Origin of the sequence: Azospirillum sp. TSO22-1 (assembly GCF_003116015.1) — a bacterium.
Taxonomy (GTDB): Bacteria; Pseudomonadota; Alphaproteobacteria; order Azospirillales; family Azospirillaceae; genus Azospirillum.
On sequence record NZ_LGQZ01000058.1, the window covers coordinates 31,114 to 50,507 of the forward strand.

Annotated in this window: 16 protein-coding genes; 4 read left to right on the forward strand and 12 right to left on the reverse strand. The window is 70.7% G+C overall.

The genetic code is table 11. From position 1 onward, the window contains the following. Positions 1-271: 271 nt before the first annotated feature. Positions 272-1,957 carry a cache domain-containing protein gene (locus TSO221_RS15740; protein WP_109119458.1) on the forward strand — a complete coding sequence of 562 codons (1,686 nt, stop codon included), beginning with the start codon at positions 272-274 and terminating at the stop codon, positions 1,955-1,957. A gap of 16 nt (positions 1,958-1,973) precedes the next feature. Here the strand turns inward: TSO221_RS15740 and TSO221_RS15745 are convergent, their stop codons facing one another. Next, positions 1,974-3,365 (reverse strand): DUF6880 family protein, encoded by a 1,392-nt coding sequence (locus TSO221_RS15745; protein ID WP_146208822.1) that lies wholly within the window; start codon positions 3,363-3,365, stop codon positions 1,974-1,976. A 200-nt stretch (positions 3,366-3,565) separates the two neighbouring features. Here TSO221_RS15745 and TSO221_RS15750 point away from each other — a divergent pair, with 200 nt between their 5' ends. Continuing rightward, positions 3,566-4,456, forward strand: a complete 891-nt coding sequence (locus TSO221_RS15750; protein ID WP_109119460.1) for a LysR substrate-binding domain-containing protein — start codon at positions 3,566-3,568, stop codon at positions 4,454-4,456. On the opposite strand, the gene TSO221_RS15755 is transcribed toward TSO221_RS15750, so the two are convergent. From TSO221_RS15755 to TSO221_RS15765, 3 genes are read right to left on the reverse strand one after another with little or no spacing between them, the layout of a single operon-like run. Then, a complete protein-coding gene (locus TSO221_RS15755) occupies positions 4,437-5,465 on the reverse strand; it encodes an amidohydrolase family protein (protein WP_109119461.1) in 1,029 nt (342 codons plus the stop codon). The genes TSO221_RS15750 and TSO221_RS15755 overlap by 20 nt on opposite strands. Positions 5,466-5,489: 24 nt before the next feature. Beyond that, complete coding sequence (locus TSO221_RS15760; protein WP_109119462.1) at positions 5,490-6,785, reverse strand: gallate dioxygenase; 1,296 nt, start codon at positions 6,783-6,785, stop codon at positions 5,490-5,492. Between the two features lie 34 nt (positions 6,786-6,819). Beyond that, the gene (locus TSO221_RS15765; RefSeq protein WP_109119463.1) at positions 6,820-8,175 is read right to left on the reverse strand and encodes an aromatic acid/H+ symport family MFS transporter; all 1,356 of its coding nucleotides are present in this window, start codon (positions 8,173-8,175) and stop codon (positions 6,820-6,822) included. A 276-nt stretch (positions 8,176-8,451) separates the two neighbouring features. Here TSO221_RS15765 and TSO221_RS15770 point away from each other — a divergent pair, with 276 nt between their 5' ends. Continuing rightward, complete coding sequence (locus TSO221_RS15770; protein ID WP_109119464.1) at positions 8,452-9,687, forward strand: LysR family transcriptional regulator; 1,236 nt, start codon at positions 8,452-8,454, stop codon at positions 9,685-9,687. 199 nt (positions 9,688-9,886) lie between these two features. Then, positions 9,887-11,290 carry an aspartate aminotransferase family protein gene (locus TSO221_RS15775; protein WP_109119465.1) on the forward strand — a complete coding sequence of 468 codons (1,404 nt, stop codon included), beginning with the start codon at positions 9,887-9,889 and terminating at the stop codon, positions 11,288-11,290. A 3-nt stretch (positions 11,291-11,293) separates the two neighbouring features. On the opposite strand, the gene TSO221_RS15780 is transcribed toward TSO221_RS15775, so the two are convergent. The 8 genes from TSO221_RS15780 to TSO221_RS15815 all read right to left on the reverse strand — a co-directional run bounded on the left by TSO221_RS15780 (position 11,294) and on the right by TSO221_RS15815 (position 19,372). Then, positions 11,294-11,767 (reverse strand): hypothetical protein, encoded by a 474-nt coding sequence (locus TSO221_RS15780; protein WP_109119466.1) that lies wholly within the window; start codon positions 11,765-11,767, stop codon positions 11,294-11,296. 118 nt (positions 11,768-11,885) lie between these two features. Beyond that, positions 11,886-12,968: a class II fructose-bisphosphate aldolase gene (fba, locus tag TSO221_RS15785; RefSeq protein WP_109119467.1), complete on the reverse strand. Its 1,083-nt coding sequence runs from the start codon at positions 12,966-12,968 to the stop codon at positions 11,886-11,888. A 30-nt stretch (positions 12,969-12,998) separates the two neighbouring features. Then, positions 12,999-15,044 carry a transketolase gene (tkt, locus tag TSO221_RS15790; RefSeq protein WP_109119468.1) on the reverse strand — a complete coding sequence of 682 codons (2,046 nt, stop codon included), beginning with the start codon at positions 15,042-15,044 and terminating at the stop codon, positions 12,999-13,001. 144 nt (positions 15,045-15,188) lie between these two features. Then, positions 15,189-16,064 carry a phosphoribulokinase gene (locus TSO221_RS15795; RefSeq protein WP_109119469.1) on the reverse strand — a complete coding sequence of 292 codons (876 nt, stop codon included), beginning with the start codon at positions 16,062-16,064 and terminating at the stop codon, positions 15,189-15,191. A gap of 13 nt (positions 16,065-16,077) precedes the next feature. Continuing rightward, on the reverse strand, positions 16,078-17,223 hold the full coding sequence (locus tag TSO221_RS15800; RefSeq protein ID WP_109119470.1) for a class 1 fructose-bisphosphatase: 1,146 nt from the start codon (positions 17,221-17,223) through the stop codon (positions 16,078-16,080). 121 nt (positions 17,224-17,344) lie between these two features. Further along, positions 17,345-18,229 carry a CbbX protein gene (cbbX, locus tag TSO221_RS15805; RefSeq protein ID WP_109119471.1) on the reverse strand — a complete coding sequence of 295 codons (885 nt, stop codon included), beginning with the start codon at positions 18,227-18,229 and terminating at the stop codon, positions 17,345-17,347. Beyond that, the gene (gene rpe, locus TSO221_RS15810; RefSeq protein ID WP_109119472.1) at positions 18,226-18,963 is read right to left on the reverse strand and encodes a ribulose-phosphate 3-epimerase; all 738 of its coding nucleotides are present in this window, start codon (positions 18,961-18,963) and stop codon (positions 18,226-18,228) included. The genes cbbX and rpe overlap by 4 nt, the downstream gene beginning before the upstream one ends. Further along, positions 18,953-19,372 carry a ribulose bisphosphate carboxylase small subunit gene (locus TSO221_RS15815; protein ID WP_109119473.1) on the reverse strand — a complete coding sequence of 140 codons (420 nt, stop codon included), beginning with the start codon at positions 19,370-19,372 and terminating at the stop codon, positions 18,953-18,955. Before TSO221_RS15815 ends, rpe begins: the two co-directional genes overlap by 11 nt. Positions 19,373-19,394: the final 22 nt, after the last annotated feature.

Here is a 19,394-nt window from a genome sequence, read left to right on the forward strand (position 1 = left end):
CGTTACGCTCAGGCGACAGCACTTTCCTCCACCAAGGGAAAGATTCGCTCATGCGGAAGCGGCTTCGTGCATGTCATCTAAAACTTCAAACGCATGACAAGCACGGCATCCTAACGTGCTCGTACGATTTATACTTTGATGAACCTATATTTTTGGCAATACAGCAAGGACATTGGCGCTCCATTGCTTGCCGATCTATGGTATTCGCTCGGAACGCATACCATCGTATGCTCATGTGCGTGACGGGCAACGTGAGAGCTGGAGGGTGGAGATGGGAAATTCGATGACCGGCATCCGCGGCAAGCTGCTCGCTCTGCCCCTGCTCTCGGTCGGCGCCTTGGCGGTCCTGGCCATGCTGCTGCTTCTCGATCTGCGCGGCGCGCTGGTGGACGCCAGCAAGGCGCAGACCCGCGCGCTCGTCGAAAGCGCGGTGACCATGGTCGGCAACTTCGAGACGCAGGCGGCCAAGGGCGCCATGCCGCTGGCGGACGCCCAGCGGATGGCCAAGGACGCGCTGCGCGCGATCCGCTATTCCGGCAACGAGTATTTCTTCGCCGTGGACGAGAAGGGCATCGCGCACGTCCACGGCGCCCGTCCCGACTTCGAGGGCAAGAGCTTCTGGGAAGCCAAGGACCCGAAGGGCACCTTGTTCATCCAGGCGCTGATCGCCGGCGCGCAGCGCGGCGGCGAGGCCGTCGACTACGTCTGGCAGAAGGCCGGCTCGGACGTTCCGTCGCCGAAGATCGGCTACGCGCGCAAGACCGCCGGCTGGGGCTGGGTGCTCGGCACCGGCATCTATGTCGACAACATCGACGCGACCTTCCACGACAAGCTGACCAAGGCGGTGGCCGTCACCCTGGCGCTGGTGGTGGTGGTCGCCGTCGTCGTGCTCTTCGCCAGCCGGTCGGTGAGCCGCCCCATCCTGCTCCTGGCCGGCAACATGCAGGCCCTGGCGCACGGCGACCTCGGCGTGCGGGTCGAGGGCGCGCAGCGCCGGGACGAGATCGGGACGATGGCCAACGCGGTGCAGGTCTTCCGCGACCACATGGAGCGCACGCGCACGCTGGAACACGAGGCCCGCGAGGCCGAGAGGAAGGCCGAGGAGGAACGCAAGGCGGCGATGGTCCGGATGGCCGACCAGTTCGAGGCGAGCGTGCGCGGCGTCGTCCAGGCGGTGTCCTCGGCCGCGACCCAGTTGCAGGCCAACGCGCAGAGCATGTCGTCCATCGCGCAGGAATCCGCCCGCGCCTCCGGTTCGGTGGCCGCGCTGACCGCGCAGGCGACGACCGACCTGCAGACGGTCGCCGCGGCGTCGGAGGAGATGAACAGCTCCATCGGCGAGATCAGCCGGCAGGTCAGCGACGCGTCGCGCATCTCCCGGGGCGCCGTCGACGAGGCGGAGCGGACGAACGCGTCCGTCGAGGGCCTCGCCACGGCGGCCCAGCGCATCGGCGACGTGGTGAGCCTGATCCAGAACATCGCCAGCCAGACCAACCTGCTGGCCTTGAACGCGACGATCGAAGCCGCCCGTGCGGGCGAGGCGGGCAAGGGCTTCGCGGTGGTCGCCAGCGAGGTCAAGCAGCTGGCCAACCAGACCGCCAAGGCCACCGACGACATCTCCGCCCAGGTCTCGGAAATCCAGGCGCAGACCGGCGGCGCGGTCGAGGCCATCCGTCGGATCGGCAAGACCATCGCCGACGTGAACGGCATCTCCGGCGCCATCGCCGCCGCGGTCGAGGAGCAGAGCGCGGCGACCGCCGAGATCGGCCGCAACGTCCAGGAGGTGGCACACGGCGCCCGCATGGTGAACGGCACCATCAGCGACGTGAGCCGGGGCGCGGCGGAGGCGGACTCGGCGGCCGGTCAGGTGCTCGCCGCGGCGCGCGACCTGTCCGGCATGGCCGAACGCCTGCGCCAGGAGGTGGACACCTTCATCGCCCGCGTCCGCACCGCCTGACCTGGGGCGGCGCCCCTCAGCGCCGCCAGTCCAACCCGGCCTGCCGCATGCGCTCCCAGAACCCGCGCTTCTGGCGGTGGCGCGCCGCGAGGTCGCGCCGGTACGCGTCGGCCGGCGGATGCCCGGCCCAGTCCACCACCGCACCGGACAGCCGCTCGGCCGCCTCCAGGTCCATCACCGCGTAGCCGTAGGCCGCCGCCTGCCCCTGCTCGAGCACGCCGTCGGCCAGCCGGCGGCGCAGCAGCACCGCGGCCAGCGGGTGCGCCCCGGCCAGCCGCTCGGCCGCCGGCCGCAGCACGCGGTAGAGCTGTGGGTTGACGTCCTGCACCCGCTCGCGCACCAGCGCCGCGGCGGCGTCGAGGTCGTGGCGGACCAGCAGGTCCAGCGCGCCGTGCACGTCGGCGTGGCCGCGCGCCAGGGCGACCGCGTCGGCCAGCGCCGCCGGGCGCTCGGCCGCCGGCAGCGCCTCCAGGTACTCCTCCAGCACGGTCGGCGACAGCGTGCGGGCGAACAGCGCGCGGCGCTGCGCCTGCGCCTGCGCCTGCCGGCCCAGCCGGTGCAGGATGCCGATGCGCAGCCGGTCGATGTCGCCGCGCCGCCAGTCCGGAACCTCGGCCCGCTCGGTGCGTTCCAGCGCTTCCTCCAGCCGGCCGGCGGCGGCCAGCCGCTCGCAGATGTCGTTGACGGCGACGGACTCCGTGCCGGCCAGCTCGTGCAGGGCGATGAAGCCGTCGAGGTCGCCGCGCGCGTCGGCGATCTCGATCAGCACGCGGATCAGTTCCGCCTCACGCCAGCTTCCCGGATCGGCGGACAGCGCGCCCAGACGGTGGCGGATCAGCCCCTCCAAGGCGTCCAGGCCGACCGGACCGAGCGCGTCACGGAACACCGGCACCACGTCGTCGCGCACGCCATGGTCGTTCTCGGCGAACAGCTCGAACACCCCCTCGGCGACGCGGCACGGATCGCGGTCCGGCACCGCCGCCCAGGCCCGGCCGCAATCGGCCACGGCAAGCCGGAAGACGTCGCCGATCAGCCCGTCGGCATCGTCACAGCGCGCGAACACCCCGGCGTCGAGGCGCAGGAAGCGCTCCAGCAGCTCCGCCGCCCGTCGCGGCGCGCGCGGAGCCAGGTCGCCGGCAAGGGCCGCGCGCAGCCGGTCGAGCGTCGCGGCCAGCCCGCCACTCCCGGTGGTATCGCAGTCGCGGCGATCGGCGTCGATGGCACGGATGTCCGCCGCCAGCGCCTCGGCCAGCCGATCGGCCGGGCCGGCGGCCAGCAGCGCCATGTCCAGGTCGGCGGCCAGCGCCGCGTCACCCCCGGCGTGCCGCACCAGCAGCTCGGCCAGACGCCGCGCGCCCAGTGCCGCCACGGCTTCCACGGAAAGCCCGTCCCCGTTCCTCGCGCTCACGACGCCCTCCCCCGCACACCACGGCCACGCTTCCGGCATAAGCCAGTATTGCACGCGGGGTTTTACCGGATCGGCAAAAAAATATCCATGACTTGCAAATGACAGGAACGATCGCAACCACAACGCAGCAGCGGCGGGCTTGGCCGGCGGTGGCGGACGGCGTACCATAAGCACTGCCCATTTCGTCCATGGCACCATAGATGAAGTCCATCAATACCGCCCACCTCCGCGCCTTCCACGCCGTCGCCACGGAGGGCGGCTTCACCAAGGCGGCGCGCCTGCTGCACGTCACCCAGCCGACCCTGTCGCAAGAGGTGAAGGCGCTGGAGGACGCGCACGGCGTGCTGCTGTTCGACCGCAGCCGGCGCGGCGTCGCGTTGACCGAGGTCGGGCAGGCGCTGTTCGCCGTCACCCGCCGCCTGTTCGCCGCCGAGCAGGAGGCACTGGAATTGCTGGCCGGCGTCCGGCATCTGGAGGGCGGCTCGCTGGCGGTGGGCGCCGACGGGCCGTTCCACGCCGTGCCGCTGCTCGCCGCCTTCGCCAGGCAGCACCCGGGGCCGACGGTGACGCTGTCGGTCGGCAACTCGCAGGTTCTGCTGCAAGGGCTGTTGGACACGAAGATCGACGTGGCGGTGCTCGGCGGCGTGCCGGGCGACCCGCGCCTGACCATCGTGCCGTTCCGCCGCGACCCGGTGAAGGCGCTGCTGCCGCGCGGCCACCGGCTGGCGCGGCGGCGCACGGTGACGCTGCCGGAGATGGCGGCGGAGCGGCTGGTGATGCGCGAGTCCGGCTCGATGACCCGCACGCTGGTCGAGCAGGCTTTCGCCGACGCCGGCCTGACCCCGGCCTCCACACTGGAGATCGAGAGCCGCGAGGCGGTGGTTGAGGCGGTGGCGGCCGGCCTCGGCCTCGGCTTCATCTCGGCCGCTGAGTTCACCCCCGACCCGCGCCTCGTCCTGCTGCCGCTGGACGGGGTGCGGGTGGAGATGGAGGAGTCCGTGGTCTGCCTGCGCGAGCGGCGCCGGCTGGCCGTGGTGCGGGCGTTCCTGGAGGTGGCGCGGGAACTGGCGGCTACTTCCCCCGCGCCTTGAGCGCCTGGTCGAGCCGCGGATAGACCCGCCGCGCGTTGCCCTCGTAGATCTTGAAGCGGTCCTCGTCGGTCAGGAACGGCGCCGCCTCGATGTAGCGCTTGGTGTCGTCGTAGTAGTGCCCGGTCTCCGGGTCGATGCCGCGCACGGCGCCGATCATCTCCGACGCGAACAGGATGTTGTCGACCGGGATGACCTTGGTCAGCAGGTCGATGCCTGGCTGATGGTAGACGCAGGTGTCGAAGAAGATGTTGTGCAGCAGATGCTCGCGCAGCTGCGGCTTCTTCATCTCCTGCGCCAGTCCGCGGAACCGGCCCCAGTGGTAGGGCACCGCGCCGCCGCCGTGCGGGATGATGAACTTCAGGGTTGGGAAGTCCTTGAACAGGTCCGAGGTCAGGCACTGCATGAACGCCGTGGTGTCGGCGTTCAGGTAGTGGGCACCCGTGGTGTGGAAGCAGGCGTTGCACGAGGTGGAGACGTGGACCATCGCCGGCAGGTCATACTCCACCATGGCCTCGTAGATCGGGTACCAGTGGCGGTCGGAGAGCGGCGGCGACGTCCAGTGCCCGCCCGACGGGTCGGGGTTCAGGTTGATGGCGACGAAACCGTACTCCTTCACGCACTTCTCGATCTCGGGCAGGCAGGTCTTCGGATCGACGCCCGGCGACTGCGGCAGCATGGCCGCGCCGATGAAGTTGTCGGGGAACAGCTGCGACACGCGGAAGCACAGCTCGTTGCAGATGGCGGCCCAGGTGGAGGAGGTCTGGAAGTCGCCGATGTGGTGCGCCATGAAGCTCGCCCGCGGCGAGAACACCGTCAGGTCCGAGCCGCGCTCGCGCATCTTGGCCAGCTGGTTGACCTCGATGCTCTCCATCAGCTCGGCGTCGCTGATCGACAGCTCCGACGCCTTGGGCGCCTGCGAGGGGTCGGTGAGGCCGGCGATCTGCCGCTGGCGCCACGCCTCCAGGGCCTTGGGTGCGGTGGTGTAGTGACCGTGGATGTCGATAATCATGGCGTCTGCCCCCCTTCTTCGTCGTTACTTGCTCTTGTCCCAGGCGAGGTTGCCCATGCCCTGCTTGCCCGTCACCGAGTAGAGGGCGTTGGGGGCGTTGCGGGTGGCCTGGAACTCCTCCAGCGTCTGGCCGCGCATGGCGGCGTAGATGTGAAGATTGGACACGCCGACCACCGCGCCCAGCTTCTCCAGCATGAAGAAGATGACACCATAGCGGATCAGCGCGTCCCAGTCGCGCCGGCGCACCATGTCCTTCTCCTCGTCGGTGAGGCCGGCGGCGGCGAAGGCGGCCTCCGGCTCCTCCAGGAAGCGGCGGCGGTGCTCCGGGTCGATCAGGCGGTGCAGGAACCGGTTCAGCCGGTACGCCTTGACGCTGACCGCGTGGGTGAAGGGGTGGATGCCGTCGATCGTCTCGGCGCCGGCCAGCTGGCGGCCGATGTGCGCGCGCTGCTCCGCCCCCTTGTCCACCGGCAGCGGCCGATCCTGGTTCTCGTACACCGCCACGGCGATGCCGGTCATCGACGGCAGGTAATAGGATTCGTGCAGCTTCTTCACGTTGGCCGACAGAGCGCCGCGCATGATCAGCCACATGATGACCTCCGCCCCCTCGACGCCGCCCAGCGCCGCGTAGTCGGCGATGGTCAGGCGGGTCAGCGCCTCCGGGTCGTTCTCGAACAGGTCGAGGAAGTCCTTGTCCCATTGGGTGTTGTTGAAGCCGGCGCGGGCCCCGCTCACCTGGTGCGACAGGCCGCCGGTGGCAACGATGGCGACCGAGATGTCCTCGGGGTAGCTCTCGATGGCGGTGCGCAGCGCCTGCCCCAGCTTCCAGCATCGCCTGGCCGAGGGGATCGGGAACTGCAGCACGCCGACCGCCAGCGGCACGATGGGAACCGGCCACGAGGTCCCGTCACGGTCGCACAGCATCGACAGCGGCGACAGGCTGCCGTGGTCGAGCTGCTTGTCCTGGAAGAAGGACATGTCGAACTCATCGGCCATCAGCGAGGCGCCGATGTGCTGGGCGAGCGCCGCGTGCCCCTTGACTGCCGGCAGGTCGCGCGGACCGCCGCCCTCGTCGGCGACGCCGTACTCGCCGTCGATGCCCAGCGTGAAAGCCGAGTAGTGGTCGAAGAAGAACGACGTCACGTGATCGTTGAAGATCATGAACAGGGCGTCCGGCTTCTTCTCCTGCAGCCAGCGCCGCGCCGGCTCGAAGCCCTCGAAGATCGGCGCCCAGACGGGGTCCTTGCGCTTGTCCGAGTCCACGGCGAAGCCGATGGTCGGGGTGTGCGAGCAGGCGATGCCGCCAATGATCCGTGCCATGACGTGTTCCCTTTGTTTTCTTTGTTCGGTTCGTTTACTCGGCGGCCGCCGGCTGCTCGTCGAGCTGGCGACGCTCGCGCCGGGACGGGCCGTCGAAGGACAGCGACGCCGCCGCGAGCACCGCCGGCACCGCCAGCGCCGCGAAGATCCCCTCGAAGCCCCAGCCGAAGCCCAGCAGCACGCCGCCGATGGAGGAGCCGAGGATGCTGCCCGTCCGGCCGACGCCCAGCATCCAGCTCACCCCCGTGGCGCGGGCCTGCGTCGGGTAGCAGCCCGGGGCGTAGGCGTTCAGGCCGGTCTGCGCGCCGCTCATGCAGAAGCCGACGGCGGCGACCACCGCGGCCAGCCACACCGACTGCAGGCCGCCGACGCCCAGCGCCACCAGCGCCACGGCGCCCAGCACGTAGGACAGGCTGATCGAACGCACCGCGCCGAAGCGGTCCATGGCCAGCCCGACCAGGATGGCGCCCGCGGTGCCGCCCAGCTGGAACATCGCCGTCACGTTGGCCGCCCGATCCAGCGACATGCCGGCGTCCTTCATCATGGTCGGCAGCCAGCTGGTGGTCAGGTAGATGACCAGCAGGCCCATGAAGTAGGTAATCCACAGCGTGATGGTGCGCAGCGCGTAGGCGCCGGTGAACAGCACGGCGATCGGCTGCTTGGCCGCCACCGTCTCCTCGCGCAGGGTAAAGCGGGTGAAGCCGGTCAGGTCGGCGCCGGAGATGCGGGCCAGCACGGCGCCGATCTTCTCCTGCGCGACGTTGCGCACCACCATGAAGCGCGCCGATTCCGGCAGCGCCAGCAGCAGCAGCGGGAACAGCGCCAGCGGCACCGCCGCGCCGAAGAACAGCACCGACTGCCAGCCGTGCACCGGCAGCAGCCAGGCGGCGATGAAGCCGATGGCGGCCGAGCCGACGTTGAACCCGGTGAACATGGCGGCCAGCAGGAACGACTTCGAGCGCTCCGGCACGTACTCCGACAGCAGCGTCGTGGTGTTCGGCATCGCCGCCCCCAGGCCGAGGCCGGTCAGGAAGCGCAGCAGCGCCATTTCCGTGGGGTTGCGGGCGAAGGCGGTCAGCAGCGTGAAGACGCCGAAGCTCAGCACCGACAGCAGCAGCACCTTGCGGCGCCCGAACCAGTCCGACGAGGACCCGGCGAAGATGGCGCCGACCGCCAGCCCGATGGGGGCGGCGCCCATGACGATGCCGAAGGCGGCGCGCGAGATCTCCCAGTCGCCGATGATCGCCGGCGCCACGAAGCCCATGATGGCCACGTCCATGCCATCGGTCAGCACGATGAGGAAGCACAGGGCCGTCAGGACCCACTGCCGCGCGGACATGCCGCGCCCGTTGATGAAGGAGCGTATTTCGAGGGTGACGGCGGCACTCATCGTTTCCTCCAGAACCTTTGCTGGTGCAATTTCTTCTTCACGCGCTGCCGGCCGGGGCGTTCGCCCTGCGGTTCGTTGACCGGTTCGATTGTTCGAAGCGCTGAGCGCCACTATAGCGGCCCCCGCCGCCGGCGCCGTTGCCACCCCCTGATGAAGCGTCCCAATTTTGTGATGCCTCTCCGACCGATTCCCGTCATGCTCCGGAAAGGCCGCCAGTCGGCCCCGCTACGGCGTTGCCGTTTCCTGGGGTTGCCTGTGCATTTTGTGATGGGATGAATGAACGAGTTCGCGCCGTCGCCGGAGAGGATCGAGAACAGCCTGCGCCACATCCGCGACTTCCTGTCGGTGGCGGAGACCGGGTCCATCGCCCGCTCCTCGGAAGAGATCTTCAAGGCGTCGTCCGCCATCGCCCGCGCCATCGCCGAGCTGGAGCGCAGCCTCGGCGTCGCCCTGTTCGAGCGCAAGCCGCGCGGCATGCTGCTCAACGCCTATGGGGAGGCGGTGCGCGGCCGCGCGCTGCGCATCACCCAGGAGGTCGCCGGCACCCTCGACGAGGTCGCCCGCACCGGCCGGCGGACGGGGGTGGTCGAACGCAACGCCGTCACCAGCCTGCTGCTCAACGGCCGGGCGCTGCTGCTGCTGATCGGCGTGTCGGAGCTGCGCACGCTGTCCGCCGCGGCCTCCCGCCTCGGCCTGTCGCAGGCCGGCGCCAGCATGTCGCTGGCCCGCGTCGAGGAGGCGCTGGGGCAGCCGCTGTTCCAGCGCATGATGCGCGGCATGGTGCCCACCGACGTCGGCGCCCGCATCGTGTCGAGCGGCAAGCGCATCGTCGCCGAGCTGCGCCACATGCAGTCCGACGTCGCCGCCATCGCCGGCACCACGCAGGGCAGCGTCACCATCGGCGCGCTGCCGCTGGGCCGCACCTACGTGCTGCCGACCGCCATCGCCGCCGCCCTGCAGCGCCACCCCAACATCCGCGTCACCACGGTGGAGAGCCCCTACGAGGTCCTGGTCGCCGGCCTGCGCGACGGCGACGTGGACTTCATCGTCGGCGCGCTGCGCGCCGACGTGAAGAGCGCCGGGCTGATCAGCGAGAGCCTGTTCGAGGACCGCCTCGGCATCGTGGTGCGCGCCGGCCATCCGCTGCTGACCGCGCCGGTGACGCTGAAGGACCTGCTGGCGCAGCGCTGGATCCTGCCGCGCCCGGGCGCGCCGGGCCGCCACCTGATCGACCAGTCGTTCCGCGAGCTCACCGTCGAGCCGCCGGTGCCCTCGGTGGAGACCGGCGACCTCGCGGTGCTGCGCGGCCTGCTGCGCAGCAGCGACATGCTGACGGCGATCTCGCCGCACCAGCTGCACTACGAGATCGCTGCGGGCGACCTCGTGGAGATGCGGGTCGAGCTGGGCTGGACGGTGCGCCGGATCGGCATCACGCTGCGCGAAGGCGCCCTGCTCTCCCCCGCCGCCCTGGCCGTGCTGGACGAGATCCGCGCTGCCTCGCGGCGGCTGTGAGAACCTCTTTGGCCGTCATCCTCGCGAAGGCCCTCAGTTAAGCACTGGATACCTGTTCGCTTCACACAAATACTTTTCGGATCGTCATCCTCGCGAAGGCGGGGATCCATAACTCCCGAAGCTGGAAGCCATGGAACGTATGGATCCCCGCTTTCGCGGGGATGACGGCTAAAAAGAGGCAACCAGGGGGAGAATCACGATGGGGCTGGATCCCGAGCACGAGTCCGCATGGCGCCAAGCTGCCGAGGCGGCCATCGCCTATCGCCAGGGCATCGACGCGCGCGTCCAGCGCCCGGAAGCGGTCTACCGCGAAGCGTTGGAGGCCTTCGACGCGCCACTCGCCGACGCCGGCCAGCCGCCCGACGCCGGCCAGCCGCCCGACGCCGTCGTCCGCGACCTGATCGCGCGCGCGGAACCCGGCCTGAGCGGCACCACCGGCCCGCGCTTCTTCGGCTGGGTCATCGGCGCCTCGCACCCGGTGGGCGTCGCCGCCGACTGGCTGACCTCCGCCTGGGGGCAGAACGCCGGCAACCACGTCGCCGCGCCCGCCGCCGCCGCGGCCGAGACCATCGCCGCGCGCTGGCTGCTCGATCTGCTCGGGCTGCCTGCCGAGGCATCGGTCGGTTTCGTCACCGGCGCCACCATGGCGAATGTCGTCGGACTCGCCGCGGCGCGCGGGGAGGTGCTGCGCCGCGCCGGCTGGGACGTTGAGGCCGACGGGCTGTTCGGCGCGCCGCCCATCGCGGTGCTGATCGGCGACGACGCCCACGCCACCGTCTTTTCGGCGCTCCAGTTCCTCGGCCTCGGGCACGCCCGCGTCGTTCGCGTCGCAACCACCGCTCAGGGCGCCATGGACGCGGACGCGTTCGAGGCGGCGCTGGCCGATTGCTCCGGCCCGATCATCGTCGTCACGCAGGCCGGCCAGATCAACACCGGCGCCTTCGACCCGCACCAGCGCATCGTGCCGCTGGCCCACGCGCGCGGCGCCTGGGTGCACGTAGACGGGGCGTTCGGCCTGTGGGCGCGGGCCTGCCCGGCGCGCGCCCACCTCGGCACCGGGATCGACGCGGCGGATTCCTGGGCGACCGATGGCCACAAATGGCTGCAGACGCCGTATGACTGCGGCTACGCCATCGTGCGCGACGCCGAGGCGCACCGCCGCGCGATGACCGTCGCCGCCAGCTATCTGCCGCCGGTCGCCGAAGGCGAGCGCGATCCGTCGCACACCGTCCCGGAGCTGTCGCGCCGGGCGCGCGGCTTCGCGACCTGGGCGATGATCCGCCACCTCGGCCGGCGGGGCATCGCGGACATGGTGGAGCGGCACTGCCGGCTGGCCCGCCGCATGGCTGGGGCGCTGGCCGCCGATCCGCGCGTCGCGGTCCTGAACGAGGTGGTGCTGAACCAGGTGATCGTCCGCTTCGGGGACGACGACGACCTCACCCTGCGGGTGATCCGGAGGATCCAGGAGGACGGCACCTGTTTTGCCGGTGGGGCGAACTGGCGCGGACGCTGGGTGATGCGGTTGTCGGTCATCGGCGCGACGACGGAGGCCGACGCCGACATCTCGGTCGCGGCGATCAGGCGGGCGCTGGACGCGGCGTGAGGGTTACGGCCCGCCCTCGGCCGCCCAGGGGTCCGGCGCGGCGTCGATCACCGGGCGGGCGATGCCGCCGAGCGACAGGGCGTGCAGCGAGTTGGACGGGTACGCGCAGGTCGCCGCCGGCGGGGCGTCGGCGCGGAAGGCGTGCCCGCGCGGGGCGGCGCGCGACACGCTGGTCCCGGCGGTGCCGTAGCGGCGCAGGCTGCGGCCGGGCACGCTTTCCTCGACCCACAGCCACAACACGTCGGACCGGCCGCGCGCCTCGTCCACCAGGGTGGCCAGCGCGGTGCGGCACTCGTCGGCGCTCAGGTTGTGCAGGCCGCGGTCGACGATCTGGTCGGCGGCGAAGCGCGTGCGGTCCTCGGCAGTAGGGCCGTGCAGCGCCACATAGACCGACGCGATGATCCCAGCGGCGCTCACGCACGTCAGGAAGGCCAGCTCACGCCAGGAGGCGATCCAGGGTTGCACGGCGTGACGCATGGGACCCTCGCATTGCTCCGCCGGCCACAAATACGGCCAAGCGCATATAACCAATGGCAATGTATCGGATCGGCAGGAACGCCACATTGATGCAGCGCAAACTTCAGGGCATCTCCCCTCACTCCGCCGCAGCGCGCAGGGCGAGGCCCGGCGTCAGTTCGCCACGGGCGTAGCGTTGCGCCATGGCGTCCAGCGGCAGCGGCTTGAGCGACGCGGCCTTGCCGGCGGCGGCGAAGGCGGCGAAGCGCTCCTCGCACATGGCCTGCATGGCGTCCATGGCCGGCTTCAGGCACTTGCGCGGGTCGAACTCGGCGGGGTTCCGTGACAGGACGCGGCGGAACTGCCCGGTCATGGCGAGGCGCGCGTCGGTGTCGATGTTCACCTTGCGCACGCCGTGCCGGATGCCCACCACGATCTCATCGATCGGCACGCCCCAGGTCTGCGGGATGGCGCCGCCGTGCCCGTTGATGATGTCCTGGAGGTCCTGCGGCACGGTGGAGGCGCCGTGCATCACCAGATGCGTGCCGGGCAGCCGGGCGTGGATCGCCTTGACCACGTCCATGGCGAGGATGTCGCCCTCCGGCTTGCGGCTGAACTTGTACGCCCCATGCGAGGTGCCGATGGCCACGGCCAGCGCGTCCACCTCCGTCTGCGCCACGAAGTCCGCCGCCTGGTCGGGATCGGTGAGCAGAGCCTCGCGCGACAGCGTGCCGGTGTGGCCGTGCCCGTCCTCCTCCTCCCCCCGACCGGTCTCCAGCGAGCCGAGGCAGCCCAGCTCGCCCTCCACCGAGACGCCGGCCATGTGCGCCATGGCGGCGACGCGGCGAGTGACCTCGACGTTGTAGGCGTAGCTGGCCGGGGTCTTGCCGTCCGGCTCCAGCGAGCCGTCCATCATCACCGAGGTGAAGCCGTTGACGATGGCCGACATGCAGGTCTCCGGCCGGTCGCCGTGATCGAGGTGCAGGCACACCGGGATGGCCGGATGCATCTCCACCGCCGCCTGCACCAAGTGGCGCAGCACCGCGTCGCCGGCGTAGGAGCGGGCGCCACGGCTGGCCTGCAGGATGACCGGCGCGTCGGTGCGCCTGGCGGCGTTCATCACCGCGAGCATCTGCTCCATGTTGTTGATGTTGAAGGCGGGCACGCCGTAGCCGTGCTCGGCGGCGTGGTCGAGGAGCTGGCGAAGCGCGATCAGAGCCATTGGTTTCCCTCCCGATTGTATGCGGCGTCCTTAGAACCGGCACAGGCGCTGCGCCTGCTGCGCCACCGCCTCGGCGGTGATGCCGAAGTGCTTGTAAAGGTCGCCGGCCGGCGCGGACTCGCCGTAGCGGTCAAGCCCGACCACCGCGCCGGCCAGCCCGACATAGGCCCGCCACAGCCCGGTCGCCCCCGCCTCCGCCGCCACGCGCGGCACGCCGGCCGGCAGCACCGCGTGCCGCCACGCCGGATCCTGGCGCTCGAACGCCTCGCAGCAGGGCATGGAGACGACGCGGGCGGCGATGCCGCGCTCGGCGAGCAGCCCGCGCGCCTCCATGGCGACGGCGACCTCGGAGCCGGTGGCGATCAGCACCACGTCCGGCGCGCCCGCGGCGTCGGCCAGCACGTAGCCGCCGCGCGCGGCCCCCTCGGCGCGGTCGTCACCTGCCTGCGCCGGCAGGCTCTGGCGCGACAGCAGCAACGCGCTCGGGCCGGTCGCGCGCTCGACCGCGGAACGCCACCCGACCGCGGTTTCCAGTGCGTCGCAGGGCCGCCAGACGTCGAGGTTCGGCATCAGGCGCAGGCTGGCGGCGTGCTCGACCGGCTGGTGGGTGGGGCCGTCCTCGCCCAGGCCGACGCTGTCGTGGGTGAACACGTAGACCACGCGCAGCCCCATCAGTGCCGACAGCCGGATGCCGTTGCGGGCGTAGTCGGAGAACACCAGGAAGGTGCCGCCGAAGGGCAGGACGCCGCCGTGCAGCGCCATGCCGTTCATCACCGCGGCCATGCCGAACTCCCGCACGCCGTAGTGCAGGTAGTTGCCTCCCTGGCCCCGCCCCACCTCCATGCAGCCCCGCCAGTCCGTCAGGTTGGAGCCGGTGAGGTCGGCCGAGCCGCCCAGCAGTTCGGGCAGCAGCGCCGCCAGACGCTGGATCGCCTGCTGCGACGCCTTGCGGGTGGCGACGGCGCTCGCCTGCTCCGCCACCTCGGCGATCCAGGCGTCGGCCGCGTCGGCGAACCCCTCCGGCAGGCCGCCCCGCATGCGCCGGGTGAATTCCGCCGCCAGTTCGGGGAAGGCCTGGGCGTAGCGCTCGAAGCGGGCCTCCCACCCGGAGCGCAGCACGGCGCCGCGCTCGCGTGCGTCCCAGGCGGCGCGCACGTCCCCGGGCACCGTGAAGGGTGGCGCGTCCCAGCCCAGCGCCGCCTTGGTCGCCGCCGCCTCGGCGACGCCGAGCGGGGCGCCGTGCACGTCATGGGTGCCGGCCTTGCCCGGCGAGCCGTAGCCGATCTCCGTCCGGCAGCAGACCAGCGTCGGCTTGCCGCAGGGCGTCAGCGCCTCGGCGATGGCGGCGTCGATCGCCTTGGCGTCGTGGCCGTCGACGGCGCGGATCACCCGCCAGCCGTACGCCTCGAAGCGCGCCGGGGTGTCGTCGGCGAACCAGCCGGCGACGTGCCCGTCGATGGAGATGCCGTTGTCGTCGTAGAAGACCACCAGCTTCTCCAGCCCCAGCGTGCCGGCCAGCGAGCACGCCTCGTGGCTGATGCCCTCCATCAGGCAGCCGTCGCCGACGAAGCAGAAGGTGCGGTGATCGACGATGACGTGCCCCGGCCAGTTGAACGCGGAGGCCAGCAGCCGCTCGGCCAGGGCCATGCCGACGGCGTTGGCGATGCCCTGGCCGAGCGGCCCGGTGGTCGTCTCCACCCCCGGCGTGACCCCGTATTCCGGATGTCCCGGCGTGCGCGAGCCGAGCTGGCGGAAACGCCGCAACTCCTCGGCCGGCAGGTCGTAGCCGGTGAGGTGCAGCAGCCCGTACAGCAGCATCGAGCCGTGCCCGTTCGACAGCACGAAGCGGTCGCGGTCGGGCCAATGCGGGTCGGCCGGGTCGTGGCGCAGGTGGTGGCGCCACAGCGCCTCGGCGATGTCAGCCATGCCCATGGGCATGCCGGGATGGCCGGAGTTCGCGGCCTCCACCGCGTCGATGGCCAGCGCGCGCAGCGCGTCGGCGCAGCGGCGGCGGCCGGCGGCGGCCGGGTGCCGGGCAAGGCGGTCCTGTTCGCGGACCAGGGTGGTCGCGGTCATGGGCGGGGTCCCTTCGTCGGTGTGTCGTCGATCCCCTCCCCCAGCCCCGCTGGGGGAGGGTCAGGGTGGGGGCAACGCCTGACCGGGAATCCCTGGCCCCCACCCAACCCTCCCCCGCCGGAGGCGGGGGAGGGCTTCAAGTCGTCAGAACGCCTTCTTCTTGCGGTCCATCAGCTGCCAGATCATCGGCGTGAAGATCAACTGCATGGCCAGGGCCATCTTGCCGCCGGGGCAGACGATGGTGTTGGCCCGCGTCATGAAGCTGTCCTTCAGCATCGACAGCAGGTAGGGGAAGTCGATCCCCTTGGGGTTGCCGAAGCGGATCACCAGCATGCTCTCGTCCGGCGTCGGGATGTCGCGGGCGATGAAGGGGTTGGAGGTGTCGACCGTCGGCACACGCTGGAAGTTGACGTGCGTCCGGCTGAACTGCGGGCAGATGTAGTTCACGTAGTCGGGCATCCGCCGCAGGATGGTGTCGACGATGGCCTCCTCGGAATAGCCGCGCATGGTGCGGTCGCGGTGGATCTTCTGGATCCACTCCAGGTTCACCGCCGGCACCACGCCGATCTTCAGGTCGCCGTGGCGGGAGACGTCCAGCGTCTCGGTCCGCACGCAGCCGTGCAGGCCTTCGTAGAACAGCAGGTCGGTGCCCGGCTCGACCTCCTCCCACGGGGTGAAGGTGCCGGGCTCCTGGTCATAGGGGGCGGCCTCGGCCGCGTCGTGCAGGTATTTGCGCACGCGGCCGGTGCCGGTCTCGCCGTACTGGTGGAACAGGGTGTCCAGCTCCTCGAACAGGTTGGCGTCGGGGCCGAAGTGGCTGAAGGTGCTGTTCGGGGTCTCGCTGGCCTCGCGGACCTTGGCGCGCATCTCCACGCGGTCGTAGCGGTGGAAGCTGTCGCCCTCGACGATGGCGGCGGTGATGTTCTCGCGCCGGAAGATCGTCTGGAAGGTACGGGTGACGGTGGTCGTCCCGGCGCCCGAGGAGCCGGTGATCACGATGATCGGATGCTTGGCCGACATGGCGCGGTCCTCCTCAGGCGTGGGGCGTGGTGCCGGTGTCGAGGAACCCGGTATCGAGGAACAGCGAGCGCGTGCCGAACAGCGGCGCATGGAAGGCCGCGTCCTCGCCGCGGTCGTGCGCCGTGTGGTAGGCGACGATGCGCTCCACCTCCGCCTTGGAGCCGAGGATCACCGGCACCTTCTGGTGCAGGCTGGTCGGCTGCACCTCCATGATGCGCTCGCGCCCGGTGCTGGCCACGCCGCCGGCCTGCTCGACCAGCATGCCCATGGGGTTGGCCTCGTAGAGCAGGCGCAGCCGCCCCGGCTTGTGCGAGGGGCGGACGTCGCGCGGGTAGAGGAAGACGCCGCCGCGCGTCAGGATGCGGTAGACCTCCGTCACGAAGCAGGCGTTCCAGCGCATGTTGAAGTCCTGCCCGCGCGGGCCGGTGCGGCCCCGCGTGCACTCCTCGACGTAGCGGCGCACCGGCGGCTCCCAGAACCGCTCGTTGGAGGCGTTGATGGCGAACTCGCAGGCCGCCTCGGGGATGCGCATGTCGGGGTGGGTCAGCGTGTAGGCGCCGATCTCCCGGTCCATGGTGAAGCCGTGCACGCCCGCCCCGAAGCTGGCGACGATCATGTCGGCCGGCCCGTACAGCGAGAAGCCGGCGGCCACCTGCCGGGTGCCGGGCTGGAGGAAGTCGGCGACCGTCGGCTCGTCCACCCCCTCCGGCGCCCGGAGAATGGAGAAGATGGTGCCGACGGTCAGGTTGACGTCCAGGTTGGAGGAGCCGTCCAGCGGGTCGAACAGCAGCAGATAGCGGCCGCGCGGGTATTCGGGGGGGATGGCGTAGGGCTCGTCCATCTCCTCCGACGCCATGCCGCAGAGCTGGCCGCCGTACTCGCAGGTGCGCAGCATGATCTCGTTGGCGATGAGGTCGAGCGGCTTCTGCACCTCTCCATGGACGTTGGTGGAGGTGGGCGAGCCGGACGGGGGAGCGTCCGGCTCGCCGCACAGCGGGTTCGCGATGGGGTGAAGCGTCCCCCGCGCGACCGCCGTGGCGATAAACTTGCATGCGGTCTGGACGTCGTTGAGCAGAGCCGTCAGGTCGGTGTCGCCTCCACCGCGGCGGCGCTGGTCGTCAATGATGAACTTGCTGAACGTGGTGCGGCGGTACGGCATGGCGTTTCCCCGTTGTTGTCATCGCGGCCTGGGGCTCTGGCTGACATTTTCTTTTATTCTATGGTGTTTTCCTCATAAGCCTTAATCCTCCTTTCGTCGGGTCCGGCCATGAGGAGATGGGTTACTGGACGAAGACGCGGCTGGCGCGGATGTCCTCCTCGGCGATGGTCAGCAGCGCGTCGGCATCGACGGCGCGCTCGCGCGCCTCGAACAGGCGGTTGGCCTGCCGCAGCCGGGCACGGTCGAGCGCGTTGCGGATCGAGCGCGCGTTGGCGAAGCGCGGCTGCGCCATGCGCCGGCCGATGTACTCGCCCATGGCGCGCTCGGCTTCGGGCGCGAAGCGGTAGTGCATGCGCTCCACCATCAGCCGCGCGATCTCCAGCAGCTCGTCCGGCTCGTAGTCCGGGAAGTCCACGTGATGGGCGATGCGCGAGGCCATGCCGGGATTCGACTTGAAGAAGGTGTCCATGCGGTCCTTGTAGCCGGCGAGGATCACCACGAGGTCGTCGCGGTTGTCCTCCATCACCTGCAAGAGGATCTCGATGGCCTCCTGGCCGTAGTCGCGCTCGTTCTCCGGGCGGTAGAGATAGTAGGCCTCGTCGATGAACAGCACGCCGCCCATGGCGCGCTTCAGCACCTCCTTGGTCTTCGGCGCGGTGTGACCGATGTACTGGCCGACGAGGTCGTCGCGCGTCACGCTCACCACGTGGTCGCGGCGGATGTAGCCGAGGCCGTGCAGGATCCCCGCCATGCGCAGCGCCACCGTGGTCTTGCCGGTGCCGGGGTTGCCGGTGAAGCACATGTGCAGCGACGGCGGTTCGGCCTTCAGGCCCAGCGAGCGGCGCGCCTTCTCCACCAGCAGCAGCGCCGCCACTTCGCGGATGCGGGTCTTCACCGGGGTGAGGCCGACCAGCTCGCGGTCCATCTCGGCCAGCATGGCGCCGATGCCGGACTCGCGGTACAGCGCGTCGAGGTCGATCGAGACCGGTTTGTCCATCACGGTCATGCCGCCCTCCCCGCAAGCCCGGCATTGGCCAGCGCCGCGCGCATGCGGCTGACCACGCCGCGGTAGCCGCCGTCGGTGTCCGCCGCCCCGAAGATGGCGGAGCCGGCGACGAAGGTGTCCGCGCCCGCGTCGGCGACCGCGCGGATGTTGTTGGGCTTGATGCCGCCGTCCACCTCCAGCCAGATGGTCCGGCCGGTCACCTCGGCGTGGTGGTCGATGCGGCGGCGGATCGCGGCGATCTTGTCGAGCGCCGCGGGGATGAAGGACTGCCCGCCGAAGCCGGGGTTCACCGACATCACCAGGATCAGGTCCAGGCGGTCCATGACGTGGTCGAGGTGGTGAAGCGGCGTCGCCGGGTTGAGCGCCAGCCCGGCGCGGCAGCCATGCTCGCGGATCAGCGAGAGCGTGCGGTCGACGTGATCCGACGCCTCGGGGTGAAAGCTGATGAGGTCGGCGCCGGCCTTGGCGAACAGCGGCACCAGCGCATCCACCGGCTTCACCATGAGATGCACATCGATGGGCACCGCGGCGCGCGGCCGGATCGCCTCGCAGACCATCGGCCCGATGGTCAGGTTGGGGACGTAGTGGTTGTCCATCACGTCGACGTGGACGAGGTCGCAGCCGGCGTCGACCACCCGCTCCACCTCCTCCCCCAGCCGCGCGAAGTCGGCCGAGAGGATGGAGGGGGCGAGCCGGTGCCGCGGCCCCGGCACGGGGAAGCGCTCACGCTCCATGACGCGCCTCCGGCCGCGCGGTGGCGTGGCTGCGCACCGTGTAGTCGACGCGCCGGCCCGGCCCCTCGGCGCGCACCAGTTCGAAGCCGGGCTCGTCGGCCGGGCGGTTGACGAGGTAGGACATGCGCACCGTCTCGAACCCCTCCGAGCTGTCGAAGGCGAGCACCTTGACGTACTGGTCGGGGTTGGCCGTGCGGCAGGCGTCGATCTCCATCATCACGCCCTTGGCGTCGCGCAGGTCGAACATGGGGTTGCCCCACATGGTCCAATAGGTGTTGCGCGGGTGCGGGTCGCGGGTGAACTCGACGGCCACCGCCCAGCCCTGGTCGAGGGCGTACTGCACCTGCATGGTGATCTCCCCGTCCGTCAGGTCCGGCAGGAAGGAGAACTGGCCCTGGGTCAATCGCATCGGTCGGCTCCCTTCTGAAGGA